Source organism: Ruegeria sp. CE12 (assembly GCF_056537525.1).
Window position 1 is genome coordinate 125,793 of sequence record NZ_JBQFRS010000002.1, and the last position, 12,148, is coordinate 137,940.

Annotated in this window: 13 protein-coding genes; 9 read left to right on the forward strand and 4 right to left on the reverse strand. The window is 54.9% G+C overall.

Features of this window, described 5'->3' with window-relative positions:
- Positions 1-94: 94 nt before the first annotated feature.
- The 5 genes from ACR0IO_RS05430 (at position 95) to ACR0IO_RS05450 (ending at position 3,691) form a co-directional block, all read left to right on the forward strand.
- Positions 95-844: an alpha/beta fold hydrolase gene (locus ACR0IO_RS05430; RefSeq protein ID WP_480740840.1), complete on the forward strand. Its 750-nt coding sequence runs from the start codon at positions 95-97 to the stop codon at positions 842-844.
- Positions 844-1,836: an alpha/beta hydrolase gene (locus ACR0IO_RS05435; RefSeq protein WP_480739947.1), complete on the forward strand. Its 993-nt coding sequence runs from the start codon at positions 844-846 to the stop codon at positions 1,834-1,836. The genes ACR0IO_RS05430 and ACR0IO_RS05435 overlap by 1 nt, the downstream gene beginning before the upstream one ends.
- A complete protein-coding gene (locus ACR0IO_RS05440) occupies positions 1,836-2,261 on the forward strand; it encodes a VOC family protein (protein WP_480739948.1) in 426 nt (141 codons plus the stop codon). Before ACR0IO_RS05435 ends, ACR0IO_RS05440 begins: the two co-directional genes overlap by 1 nt.
- Before the next feature lie 20 nt (positions 2,262-2,281).
- Positions 2,282-2,896, forward strand: coding sequence for a hypothetical protein (locus tag ACR0IO_RS05445; RefSeq protein ID WP_480740842.1), 615 nt, complete (start codon positions 2,282-2,284; stop codon positions 2,894-2,896).
- An 84-nt stretch (positions 2,897-2,980) separates the two neighbouring features.
- Positions 2,981-3,691 (forward strand): alpha/beta fold hydrolase, encoded by a 711-nt coding sequence (locus tag ACR0IO_RS05450; RefSeq protein ID WP_170335191.1) that lies wholly within the window; start codon positions 2,981-2,983, stop codon positions 3,689-3,691.
- On the opposite strand, the gene ACR0IO_RS05455 is transcribed toward ACR0IO_RS05450, so the two are convergent.
- Entirely contained in the window at positions 3,688-4,272 is a 585-nt protein-coding gene (locus ACR0IO_RS05455; RefSeq protein WP_480739951.1) for a DUF6151 family protein, read from the reverse strand. The genes ACR0IO_RS05450 and ACR0IO_RS05455 overlap by 4 nt on opposite strands.
- Before the next feature lie 3 nt (positions 4,273-4,275).
- Positions 4,276-5,553 carry a polyhydroxyalkanoate depolymerase gene (gene phaZ / locus ACR0IO_RS05460; protein ID WP_480739952.1) on the reverse strand — a complete coding sequence of 426 codons (1,278 nt, stop codon included), beginning with the start codon at positions 5,551-5,553 and terminating at the stop codon, positions 4,276-4,278.
- Between the two features lie 112 nt (positions 5,554-5,665).
- Between phaZ and ACR0IO_RS05465 the strand changes: the two genes are divergently transcribed.
- The 4 genes from ACR0IO_RS05465 (at position 5,666) to ACR0IO_RS05480 (ending at position 9,511) form a co-directional block, all read left to right on the forward strand.
- Positions 5,666-7,468 (forward strand): PHA/PHB synthase family protein, encoded by a 1,803-nt coding sequence (locus tag ACR0IO_RS05465; RefSeq protein ID WP_480739954.1) that lies wholly within the window; start codon positions 5,666-5,668, stop codon positions 7,466-7,468.
- Between the two features lie 131 nt (positions 7,469-7,599).
- Positions 7,600-8,046: a phasin family protein gene (locus ACR0IO_RS05470; protein ID WP_155151549.1), complete on the forward strand. Its 447-nt coding sequence runs from the start codon at positions 7,600-7,602 to the stop codon at positions 8,044-8,046.
- A gap of 136 nt (positions 8,047-8,182) precedes the next feature.
- A complete protein-coding gene (phaR, locus tag ACR0IO_RS05475) occupies positions 8,183-8,737 on the forward strand; it encodes a polyhydroxyalkanoate synthesis repressor PhaR (RefSeq protein ID WP_170335186.1) in 555 nt (184 codons plus the stop codon).
- A gap of 12 nt (positions 8,738-8,749) precedes the next feature.
- Positions 8,750-9,511: a trypsin-like serine peptidase gene (locus ACR0IO_RS05480; protein WP_480739960.1), complete on the forward strand. Its 762-nt coding sequence runs from the start codon at positions 8,750-8,752 to the stop codon at positions 9,509-9,511.
- A 3-nt stretch (positions 9,512-9,514) separates the two neighbouring features.
- Here ACR0IO_RS05480 and ACR0IO_RS05485 read toward each other — a convergent pair whose 3' ends face one another.
- Together ACR0IO_RS05485 and ACR0IO_RS05490 are read right to left on the reverse strand one after the other, a co-directional pair.
- On the reverse strand, positions 9,515-10,729 hold the full coding sequence (locus ACR0IO_RS05485) for a DegT/DnrJ/EryC1/StrS family aminotransferase (protein ID WP_480739963.1): 1,215 nt from the start codon (positions 10,727-10,729) through the stop codon (positions 9,515-9,517).
- Positions 10,730-10,840: 111 nt separating this feature from the next.
- Positions 10,841-12,145: an NAD(P)/FAD-dependent oxidoreductase gene (locus ACR0IO_RS05490; protein ID WP_480739964.1), complete on the reverse strand. Its 1,305-nt coding sequence runs from the start codon at positions 12,143-12,145 to the stop codon at positions 10,841-10,843.
- Positions 12,146-12,148 lie beyond the last annotated feature (3 nt).

A 12,148-nucleotide genomic window follows, 5' to 3' on the forward strand; every position in this document is an offset into this window, starting at 1 on the left:
CGCTATCTGAACTGACGCCGCGGGATGGTGGAAATCGGGAATTGCGACCATCGGGCTGCCGTGCATGATGTTCCTCAAAGAGAAAGAGGATTTCATGGCAGCGACGGATTTTCTGGAAACAGCGCAGGGTCGGCGACTGGCGTATCATAAGACCGAGGGCGCAGGACCGACCATTGTTTTTCTGGGCGGGCTCAAGTCGGATATGGAGGGCACCAAGGCGGTGCATCTTGAGGCATGGGCGCAGACGCGCGGACAAGGCTATCTGCGCTTTGACTACTCGGGTCATGGCGAAAGTTCGAATGCGTTTACAGATGGCTGCATCGGTGACTGGCATGAGGATACGCTGGCAGCGGTTGCTTCATTGACTGACGGACCGCTTATCGTTGTGGGGTCTTCAATGGGGGGATGGCAGGCCCTTCTGTTGGCACGAGCCATGCCTGAACGCATCGCGGGAATGGTGACAATCGCCGCTGCGCCGGATTTCACAGAAGATGGTTATTGGGCTTCATTCTCAGATGAACAGAAGGCTGCTCTGGATACTGTGGGTCATGTCGAACTGCCGTCGGATTACATGGAACCCTACATCATCACAAAACGCATGATCGAAGACGGACGTCGGAACCTGGTTCTGCGGAACGCACTGGAATTACCATTTCCTGTCCGGTTTCTTCAGGGAACCGCAGATACGGCCGTATCGACTGAAACCGCAATGCGTTTGCTGGAACATGCTAACGGCGCGGATATGCGGCTGCTGCTTGTCAAAGATGCCGATCACCGGTTTTCTGACGGCCCATGCCTGAGGCTGATCGAAAACGCCGTTCTTGAAGTGATGGGAGAACAATAATGCGGCGTTTCGGTCAATTCCTTGGACGCCTGTTGCTGGCGCTGATCGTCGTTGGTGGACTGATCTATTGGTTCGGACCTCGGGAAGAGGTGAATTTGAACCCAACTTTCGATCCTCGAAAATTTGGGGAAGGGGTTCAGGTTTACTTTGAAAGCGTCGAATCCGGGTTCGACGACATCACACCCGGCGTCGAAAAACGGGTCATCTGGCAGGATGGGTTCAAAGAGCAACGCACACCGGTTTCCGTCCTCTATGTACACGGTTTCTCGGCCACTTCCGAGGAAATCCGCCCCGTTCCTGATCTGGTGGCGGACGCTTTGGGTGCAAATCTCGTCTATACCCGGTTGCAAGGGCATGGCCGGGTTGGCGAGGCTATGGCCGAAGGAACCGCGTCGGGCTGGATGCAGGATTTGGCAGAAGGATTGGCCGCAGCGCGAGCAGTAGGTGAAAAAGTCGTCGTTATCTCGACATCGACAGGTGGAACTTTGGTCGCAGCTGCCGCTCTGAACCCAGAGCTTAGCGAGAATATCGCCGGAATGGTCTTTGTTTCCCCGAACTTTGGCGTCAACGCGCCGGGGGCATGGATACCGGGATTGCCCTGGGCGAGAGACTGGCTGCCCCTTTTGATGGGCGAAGTCCGTGATGTTTCCGGCCCTGATCCGGAAAAGAACAAGTATTGGTCGTCGGTTTATCCGTGGGAGGCAGTGGTTCCCATGACCGCCTTGGTCGAAACAGTTTATGCGCTCGATTTCTCTGATGCGCAGGTTCCGGCGCTGTTTTGGTTTTCGGACGATGATCAGGTTGTACGACCCGATCTGACCCACAATGTGGCCGCGGCATGGGGCGCGCCTGTCGCCGTGGAGTTGGTCACAATGGGGCCAGAGGATGATCCGTCTTCACATGTGATCGCCGGGCGCCTTATGTCCCCGAGGCAAACCGACGCCGCTGTTGCAGGCATACTGGCCTGGTTGAAAGAGCAGGGAGTCGAGTGATGGAGCAACGTGTCAGCCTGATTACCGTTGGTGTCGATGATCCCGAAACTGCAGCCGGGTTTTATGAACAACTGGGCTGGCAGAGAGTTGATAGCCCGGATGGTGTGATTGCATTTGATCTGATCGGTCAGACATTGGGCCTATACCCGTTATCGGCATTGGCCGATGAAATCGGGATCGATGTTGGCACTCTAGGGCAGGGCGCGCTAACTCTCAGTTATAATTGCCGGACAAAAGAAGACGTCGCGCAAGTGCTGAGTAAGGCCGAAACCTCTGGGGCAGAGGTACTCAAACAGGCCTCAGATGTTTTCTGGGGTGGGCATCATGGGTACTTCCGTGCACCTGATGGAACGATCTGGGAAATCGCGTTCAATCCGTTTTCGAAGCTCGGGCCAGATGGCGCCTTTCGCTGGAACGGGTACTGAAGATGCGTAAGCCGGGCAGTATGTGGAGCCTCGAGAACCTTGGCCGCATACGCTTGTCCCGGCATTTTTTCATGCGGGACTTTCTGTACTCTGAAATAGCAAATTTTCATCAGAAGCAGAATCTCCCTGAAAATCCCGATCTTGCGATCGAGACTGGTCGCGCCTTTTGCGAGACGTTGCTGGATCCTTTGGAAGAGACCTTTGGCCGGATTGCAGTGAGATCAGGTTATCGTTCGCCATCGCTCAATCAGTTCGGAAACGAAAATAAGCTGAATTGCGCTCGCAACGATAATCCGCTTGAGTGTCATATCTGGGATCTGGGTGAAGGCGACGCCCGTATTGCCGGTGCATCCATCGTCGTTCCTTGGTTTGCGGATCAATACGCCGATGGCCGGGATTGGCGCGACCTGGCGTGGTGGATGCACGACCATCTGGATTACTCAGAGATCTGGTTTTTCCCAAAACTGTGCGCATTCAATCTGGTGTGGAGACCCAGGCCCCTACGTCGGATCGACAGCTATATAGCCCCGCGTGGTAGCCTGTTGCGCGTTGGGGAAGAGCCAGAGGAAAGCCTGACCTCCCGACAGTCGCGCTATGCGGATTTTCCTCAGTTCCGGGGCATTCAATACCCCTGAACTTTTGCTTGATTGCCGGAGGGGAAACTCCCATCCTGATAGAAATTGAGAACCCTCGGAGCTCCGAGAAGATGGAGGCCCCGCGTGATCGAGCCGCTGGTTTTGTTGCCTGGTTTAATGTGTGATGCTCGGCTGTTTCGTGCCCAGACAGAAGCGCTTTCGCGTGACAGGGCAGTCACTGTTGCGCCTGTTTCTGCGGGTGACCGGATCGAAGAAATCGCTTCGGGATTATTGGACCAACTTCCTCACAGGTTTGCCTTGGCCGGCCTTAGCATGGGCGGTGTCGTTGCGCTGGAATTGATCCGTCGAGCGCCAGACCGCATAACCCGGCTGTGTTTGATGGCAACAGATGCTCAGTCGGATACACCACAAATCGCTGCGGCACGCGAAGACCTGATTGTGGGTGCACAGGCAGGACGACTGGAAGAGGTTATGCGCAAGGTTGTAGGCTCTGACACGCTGGCCCCCGGTCCACAACGAATTCCCATCCTGAATGATTTGTTGAAAACGGCCATGGAACTGGGGCCCGAATTGTTCGTACGTCAGATGCGGGCGCTGCAACGCCGCCCTGATCAGCAAGGAACACTGCGCAAGATCAAAGCCCCGACACTTGTATTGTGCGGGGCGCATGACACACTGACTCCGGTTCGAAAACATGCGTTTATGGCTGATTTGATCCCAGGTGCAGAGCTGCAAGTCATCGACGATGCCGGACATCTGCCAACTTTGGAAACGCCCGAAACCGTGAACGAAGCGCTTGCACGTTGGCTGCAATCGCCACTCAAGATGTTCTAGTCGTAAAGACCTGCGCGTTCTTCGAGCGTAATAACATGAGGGGCTACGGCAGGCTCGCCAGTTGTGAGGTTGAAGAACGGGGTTTGTCGCCAGCTGCCTGTGAGCCAGGACTTCAGTAACCGTTTGGACAATCCGAATGCCGCATATTGCAGCTTTTCGTGTTTTTGCTTTCCATTTGGTCGCGGCACAAATCCGCGAGTGGTGACAGGCCCCAGACGGTCAGTGTCTGCAATCCGTTTCACGATAAAGCTGGCGAACGGAAATTTTGGAGTTCCTGGCGTCGTCGCCAGCGGTGCATTGCAGCATTTTGCGTACCAACGAAACATACCGTTGGGGCTAAGCTGCATAAGCGCTAGGTTTTCTGCGCCTTCAGTGAATTGAACCTCCTCAGGGCTCATCTGGAAAACATCCACTGGTCCCGGTACGGGATCTGGTTGATTGAAGTAAAGCTGTGCTGCGCGGCAATCATGACAGAAACAGGCGCAATGGGTTCCCGCTGTTACACCGGGGCCGGTAATCTGGCCACGCAAACCACCGCAATCACATGAAAACGAAAGCGGCGGTTCGGTGCTATGCGCCATGGCTTAGGCTGCGCTGTTCTTATTGGCAGCGCGCCGCTTGGATTTGGGCTTGCGCTGATTGTCATTCATGAAGTCGATGACCAGAGGGCGGATATTGTCGCGCCAGCTGCGGCCAGCGAAAATGCCATAGTGGCCAGCGCCGGGCTCAACATGGCTCGCCTTTTTGCTGTCAGGCAAACCGGTGCAAAGTTCCAATGCGGCAATGCACTGTCCCGGGGCCGAAATATCGTCATTCGCACCTTCAACCGTTTTGACGGCGACGTCGGTGATTTTCCCGATATCCACTTTGTGACCTGCCACGACAAACTCGTTCCGCGCAATCTCGCGGTTTTTGAAGATACGCTCGACGGTCGACAGATAGAACTCGGCCGTCATGTCCATCACAGCAAGGTATTCGTCGTAGAAACGGTTATGAGCGTCATGCTCGGTGGCCTCGTCACGAACCACGCGTTGGATCTGGTCCGAGAACGCTTTGCTGTGACGTTCGGCATTCATTGACATGAAAGAGGCCAGTTGCAGCAGACCCGGATATACCATCCGGCCCACACCTTTGTATTTGAAGCCGACCCGCTGGATCATGGTTTCTTCCAGCTGGCCCATGGTAACCCGACGGCCAAAGTCGGTGACCTCGGTAGGGGTTGCGTCCGGATCGACCGGCCCGCCAATCAGGGTCAGCGTGCTGGGTTGTGCTTTTGGATCGACTTCAGCCAGATACGCGGTTGCGGCCAAGGTCAGGGGAACAGGCTGGCAAACCGCAACAACATGCGTGTCCGGGCCGAGTTCCTTCATAAAATCGACAAGGTAGAGCGTGTAGTCCTCGACATCGAACTTGCCTTCGGAAACCGGGATATCGCGCGCATTATGCCAGTCGGTGACATATACCTCGCAATTGACCAGCAGGCTTTTGACCGTCGACCGAAGCAGCGTCGCATAGTGGCCCGACATCGGTGCAACCACAAGAACTTTGCGTGGTTGCTCTTCGCGCCCATTCACGCGAAAGTGGATCAAGTCTCCAAAGGGACGCTCAATAACTGTGGTGACATCAACAAGATGATCCTTGCCATCTTCGCATGTAAACGTACGAATGCCCCAGTCGGGCTTCACGATCATGCGCTGGAATGTACGCTCGGTGACCTCACCCCATGCAGCCATCCAGCTGAACGCGGGATTGGGGACCATGGAAAACAACGGATACGACGCCATCGCACTGGCCGTAGCACCCAGCCACTGATTGGTGTTGCGCATGGTTTCCATGAGGTCGTAGGTCATCATATAGCGCATGAAACGGGGCCTCCTGAGTGTCAGCCTGAGAGTTCGGACCATTCGCCGCTTTGCCCCCCAGCACCCACGACGTTATTCTGCATAGCAGCGAGGTTAGGGGGGAATTGTTAAAATGACAACAAGTGAAGGCCAAGCACCCGAAATGACCGACGAACATATTGAACGTATTAAGGAAAATATGGAAAAGGTCGAGCAGCTGTCGAAGCGCCTGATCGAAGTCATGGCGACAAAAAAGCCACACACCCCCGCGCTGGATGGTCCGAATCAAGAGCTTTTTGCACGAGCAGCAACAGCTTACTGGGCCGAGGCTTGGCAAAATCCTGCCAAGTTATTGGAACAGCAGATAGAATACTGGGGCAAATCGGTTCTGAACTTTGCTGAGGCGCAGCAAGCTTTAACCGGTGCCGAGGTTGAAGAGCACGCGGAATTACCCCGTGATAAGCGCTTCTCGAACCCACTGTGGGAGACAAACCCCTATTTCCGGCTGGTCAGGCAGCAGTACCAGACCAATGCCGAGGCTATCGCACACGCTGTTGCCTCGGTTGAAGATCTGGATGCCAAGGACAGGCAGCGGCTGAAGTACTTTTCGCAGCAGATCGTTGATATGATGTCGCCGACCAATTTTCTGGCGACAAATCCGGATGCACTGGAAAAAGCGGTTGAAACCGAAGGGCAGTCGCTGATCCAGGGGTTGGAAAACCTGGTTTCCGATCTCGAAGCCAATGATGGAGAGCTTGTGGTCAAGCTGGCGGATGAAAGCGCATTCCAGATTGGCGGTAATATCGCGACCACTCCGGGCGATGTGGTTTACCGCAACCGAATGATGGAGCTGATACAGTACAAGCCAGCAACCGATACGGTGCATGAGACCCCGATCGTGTTGTTCCCGCCGTGGATCAACAAATTCTACATTCTGGATCTCAAGGCGCAGAACAGTCTGATCAAATGGGTGACCGAGCAAGGGTACACTCTGTTTGTCGTTAGTTGGGTCAACCCTGATGAATCCTATGCCGATACCGGGATGGAGGACTACATTCAGGACGGTTTTCTGACAGCGATTGATGAGGTCAAGAAGATCTGCAAGGTCAAGCAGGTTAACGCTGTCGGGTATTGTATCGCGGGCACCACTCTCAGCCTCACACTGTCACTGCTCAAACAACGGGGAGACAAATCCGTTAAGTCGGCAACCTTTTTTACGGCGCTGACGGACTTCTCGGATCAGGGAGAGTTCACACCTTTCCTGCAGAATGATTTCATCGACGGGATCGAAGAGGAAGTGAACAAGGAGGGCCTGCTGAGATCTTGGATCATGGCGCGCACCTTCTCATTCCTGAGATCACGAGACCTGATATATGGCCCCGCGATCCGCAGCTACATGATGGGCGAAACACCTCCGGCTTTTGATCTGCTGTATTGGAACGGAGATGGTGCCAACCTGCCGGCTAAAATGGCCGTGCAGTATCTGCGGGGACTTTGTCAGCGCAATGAATTCGCCACCGACGGGTTCGAGTTGATGGGGCACACATTGAAAGTGTCCGAGGTTGATGTGCCGCTGATGGCCATCACATGCCAGACTGACCATATCGCGGCCTGGAAAGACTGTTATAGCGGTGTGCAGAAAATGGGGTCGCGTTCCAAGACATTTGTCGTGTCGGAATCTGGTCACATTGCGGGGATCGTCAATCCCCCAAGCAAGAAGAAGTATGGGCACTATACAAACGCGGATCTGAAGGCAGACGCTGACACATGGTTAAAAGATGCGACCTTCAATGAAGGGTCGTGGTGGCCGATGTGGGAGGCTTGGCTGAAGAAGCGTTCAGGCAAGCAAGTGCCAGCTCGCGAACCTGGCGATTCGAGCCACCCGTCATTGGGGCCTGCTCCAGGTACCTATGTTGTGGTCAAAGCAAGCGCCTGATTTTACACTGAAACTAAAAATATTCTGCGCTGCAGCAAGAAAAAACTTGAAATGCTGCAATGCGGCAATCATATTGCCTTCAAGCTGATGAAAACCGGGGTGGGCTCGGTTCGGCAAAAAGGATTATGACAATGGCAAAGACCCAAGACTTTACCGCGATCATGAAAGACATGATGGGCGCATTCCCGGTAGACACATCTGCTCTGGAAGATGCATTCAAATCGACTGCTTCTCTGAACGAGAAACTGTCGGGTGTTGCTCTGGAAGCAGCTGAGAAGTCGGCAGAAATCTCGAACAAATGGACCAAGGAAACCCTGGCCAAGCTGACCGAGATGTCGAAAGCAAAAGCCGAGCCTGCCGACTATGCCAAAGCCGCAACTGATTTCGCCAGCGCGTCTGCCGAAGTTGCTGCCGAGAACATGGCTGCATTCGCAGAAATCGCAAAGAAAGTTCAGTCCGAATCCATCGAACTGCTGATGGCTGCCGGCAAAGAAGCTGCAGAAGACGCAACTGCAGCTGTCAAGAAAGCTACCAACGACGTAACCGCTGCTGCGAAAAAAGCATCGGCTGCCAAGTAAGGTAAGTCCGCGACAAGCACCCATTCCTCCCAATCGGTGTAATCGCAAGAGGGCAGGTCGCTTGACCTGCCCTTTCTTTTTGTTCTGCAGTCGCATAACCTCTGCTGCAACGCATCATCCTTGGGGAGGGTAACCGGTGTCAGAACAAGAAAAACCGCTATTGATAAAGCGTTACGCCAGTCGTCGGCTGTATAATACAGAGACCAGCGATTACGTTACGCTTGAGGATATTGCCGGGTTCATTCGCGACGGGCGCGAAGTGCAGATCATAGACCTGAAGACCGGTGATGATCTGACACGTCAGTATTTGCTTCAGATCATTGCTGAACACGAAAGCCGAGGCGAAAACGTTCTGCCGGTCAACGTCCTGAACGATCTGGTACGCAGCTACATGATCCCTGGCGGTGGCATGATGCCTCAATTCCTGCAAAGCTCGTTCGAGATGTTGCGCGAAAGCCAGACCAAGATGATGGAAAACATGAATGCCATGAATCCCATGAGTGGCATTCCGGGCTTTGATGCGATGCAGGCGCAGCAAAAAGCGTTTTTGAAAGCGATGACCGGTGGGTTGTCCGGCAACTGGTCTGGACCTGATAGCGAAGAAGAGGCCAAGCCAGAGGCAAAGGAAGACCTCGACGACATCAAGAAACAACTGGCCGAGTTGCAGCAGAAGCTCTCAAAGCTGAGCTGATCGGAGATATGGATGCGATGGCTCATCCTGCTTGGTGCATTGCTCTGGGCAGGAGGAGTGTTCGCGCAGGGGCAGTTTTCAGAAACCTGGGAGCCAATTTGCACATTGGGCCAAGATACGGCTCTGGGCTGCAGTGATATCCGTGCCCGGGAAGTTTTAGATGCGTCTCAAGACCCTTGGCGGGCGATCGGGCGCGTCAACTTTGCGGGTAGAAATCAGCGTTCACATTGTACTGGCGTCCTTGTATCTGAACGATTGGTCCTGACTGCAGCGCATTGCCTTTACAACAGCGCCCGCAAGCGTTGGTTACCCCCGTCGAGCATTCGTTTCGCCGCCGGGTATCAGCGTGGCAAGGCAGCTGCCGTGTCGTCGGTCACAAAATTTCGTTTGGCCCCTGAGCAGGGAGTGGACGGCAGTTTCATAAGCCGTGCTGAATTGGATTGGGCTGTTCTGGAACTGAATGAGCCTATTGGTCAAAAGGTCGGATTCATGGGCGTCGCAATGGCTGGGCAGGGCGCTGCCTTTGTCGCTGGCTATCCGGGTCTTCGTCCGCATGTGCTAAGCCGGACAAACAATTGCAATCCGCGCCTATATAGGGGCGGGTTAATGCTAGCGAATTGTCCAGTGATGATGGGAGATTCTGGCGCGCCGCTACTGGCGCAGACAGAGACGGGACTACAGGTGGTCGGCATCCTGTCTCGCATTGCACCAACCCCTGAGGGGATTGATGCGCTGTTCTTGTCACCTGACTTGTTTCAGTTAGGCGACGACTAAACGTCAGGTGCCGTAGGCCGGGACCGCGTCAGCTACCTCTGCGACCGAAGCCAGCAGGATATCGGCGATGACATCCAGCTCTTCCCGCGTCAGACGTACAGGCAGACGCACGTCGCATGCTTTCATCAACATATCGCGTGTCTGGGGCAGGTCGAACTTTTCAGGCAAAAACTGCCAGTTCCAGAAGGCACGGGCGTTGTCTTCACTCAGGCCAAATACCTGAACCTTGACACCACGCGCATCTGCCGCGGCAGCAAAGGCGCGTGTTTCAGCCTCATCCAACCCGACCAGATTGAACTGAATCGAATCCGGCGCGCGACGCTCGGGTTTCAGTGGGGCAGGGACATTGATGTAGGGTGACGTGTTGAGGCGTTCGGCCACATAATCGTGGTTCGCCAGGCCATCGCGTACACGGCGCGCAAGCTCGGGGATTTGCGGGCGGATGACGGCCGCGCTCAGGTTGCTCAAGCGCAGGTTATACAGGGGAAGTTGGTTCTGCCAGCGGGCAAAGGCCTGTTCCAATTCCGGTGAGTTATCACCCCGCGGACCTTTGTGTTTTTTCCAGTTGTGTTCATATGCGCCCGACATGATGACGGCACGAGCGACCAGATCGGCATCATCAGTTATCAGGATGCCACCTTCGCCTGCATTGATCATCTTGTAGGACTGGAACGAGAAGCATCCCACCTTGCCAATCGTACCGATATTGCGACCATGCCAGGTTGTGCCCAGCGAATGTGCGGCGTCTTCAATAACCGGAATGCCCCGCGCATTGCACAGGTCCATAATGGCGTCCATGTCGGACGTGTGGCCGCGCATGTGGCTGATGATTACAGCCTGCACGTCATCAAGTTTGACTGCAAAGTCTGCCATGTCGATGCGATAGTTCTCACCAACCTCACAAAGAACCGGAATGCAGTCTGCGTGAACCACCGATGATGGTACAGCGGCAAAGGTAAAGCCGGGGATCAAAACCCGCGCATCCCGTGGCAGGTCCAGAGCTTTGAGCGACAGGAATAGCGCGGCTGAGCATGAGGAAACAGCCAGCGCGTACTTGGAGCCCAGCAATTCCGCAAACTCAGCCTCGAGCAGGGCGACAGGTGCATCCTGCGGTGCGGTGTAGCGGAACAAGTCCCCCGACTGCATCAATGCATCGATGGCTTCTCGTGCTGCTGCTGGGATGGGTTCGGCGTCATGAACGTTGGGTGGAAGCGTCATATTTGGAATTCCCGAATTCTATCTTTTGTAAAGATAAAGTCAGGATGCGGGCAAGCCAAGCTCTCATTCGCTCTGTCGGCGAAATTTCACCAAATTGTTGCGTTTAGAAAGTCACAGTCCCAACCGGTCGCGCATTGCGTACCAGGTCATTGCCAACACCAATAGGGGGCTACGCAGAGCAGGGCCGCCCGGGAAAGGCAGCGACGGGACTTTGCTCATCGTGTCGAACCCTTCGGATTGGCCTTGAATAGCCATTGCCATCAGTTGACCGGCATGGGTGGCGGTGCCAACCCCGTGACCGGAATAGCCCGAAGCGGACAGGATGTTGGGGGCGAGCCGCGTCAGATACGGCATGCGCCGCATAGTGATCGCCAGCGTTCCACCCCAAGCATAGTCAATTTTCACATCGCGCAGGTGCGGGAAAATCTCGACCATGGGTTTGCGGACCTTGGCTGCGATATCAGCCGGGAACCGATAGCCATAGCTTTCACCGCCCCCAAATAGCAGACGTCCATCGGCGCTCAGCCGGAAATAGTTCACGACAAACTTGGTATCGGCGACTGCTACATCCTTGGTCAGAACCTGTTGAACATCAGCCCCCAAGGGCTCTGTTGCAGCAATGAAATTGTTTATCGGCATAACGCGTGCAGCAACCTGCCGGTTCAGATCACCCAGATATCCGTTACAGGCGAGTATCGCATGTTCCGCAGTCACCTGACCATTTTCTGTTCGGATAGTGACCTGCTGCCCCTCGTCAACCGCCAGAACCTCCGTCCCTTCATGAAGACGTGCTCCGGCTTTGATAGCAGCCCGTGCCAACCCGAGCGCGTAATTCAACGGGTGCAGATGCGCGGCACCCATATCCAGAAAGCCACCAGAATAAGCCGGAGAGGGGCACAAATCATGCCCGGCCGCCTTATCCAGTTGCTGTATTTGGTCATAGCCATACTTGCCCGACAAGTGCGCAGCATGCTCGTGTAATTCGTCTCGCTCGGTATCGGTGAAACCCAAAGTCGCGATGCCGGGCTTCAGATCGCACTCGATCTGGTGTTTCCCGATCAGCTCTTTGACCAGTGTCTTGGCATCCTCGGCCAAATCCCAGAGCTTGGCTGCATCTGCGTCTCCGACAAGCCGCTCCAGGTCTTCCTGTTCCATGCGCTGGGCACTGCCCAGTTGTCCGCCATTTCTTCCCGAAGCGCCAAAGCCCACACGATGAGCCTCAAGAAGCACCACATCGTATCCTGCCTCGGCCAAATGCAGAGCAGCCGACAATCCGGTATATCCGCCACCAACAATACAAACGTCGGCTTTTACCTGCCCATTCAGTGGAGCGGTTTCTTCGGCACCATGTGCGGTAGCGGCGTACCAACTGGGTGGATAAGCGCCGCGCGTATCATTGCTGTAAAGCAGGTTCATTCA

Excerpts from the sequence above, each read along its gene's own strand:
- ACR0IO_RS05470 (WP_155151549.1), top strand. The coding sequence starts at position 7,600 with ATGGCAAAGACCCAAGACTTTACCGCGATCATGAAAGACATGATGGGC.
- ACR0IO_RS05445 (WP_480740842.1), top strand. The coding sequence starts at position 2,282 with ATGTGGAGCCTCGAGAACCTTGGCCGCATACGCTTGTCCCGGCATTTT.
- ACR0IO_RS05455 (WP_480739951.1), bottom strand. The coding sequence starts at position 4,272 with ATGGCGCATAGCACCGAACCGCCGCTTTCGTTTTCATGTGATTGCGGT.
- ACR0IO_RS05485 (WP_480739963.1), bottom strand. The coding sequence starts at position 10,729 with ATGACGCTTCCACCCAACGTTCATGACGCCGAACCCATCCCAGCAGCA.
- ACR0IO_RS05430 (WP_480740840.1), top strand. The coding sequence starts at position 95 with ATGGCAGCGACGGATTTTCTGGAAACAGCGCAGGGTCGGCGACTGGCG.
- ACR0IO_RS05440 (WP_480739948.1), top strand. The coding sequence starts at position 1,836 with ATGGAGCAACGTGTCAGCCTGATTACCGTTGGTGTCGATGATCCCGAA.
- ACR0IO_RS05465 (WP_480739954.1), top strand. The coding sequence starts at position 5,666 with ATGACAACAAGTGAAGGCCAAGCACCCGAAATGACCGACGAACATATT.
- phaZ (WP_480739952.1), bottom strand. The coding sequence starts at position 5,553 with ATGCGCTATATGATGACCTACGACCTCATGGAAACCATGCGCAACACC.
- ACR0IO_RS05490 (WP_480739964.1), bottom strand. The coding sequence starts at position 12,145 with ATGAACCTGCTTTACAGCAATGATACGCGCGGCGCTTATCCACCCAGT.
- ACR0IO_RS05480 (WP_480739960.1), top strand. The coding sequence starts at position 8,750 with ATGCGATGGCTCATCCTGCTTGGTGCATTGCTCTGGGCAGGAGGAGTG.
- ACR0IO_RS05435 (WP_480739947.1), top strand. The coding sequence starts at position 844 with ATGCGGCGTTTCGGTCAATTCCTTGGACGCCTGTTGCTGGCGCTGATC.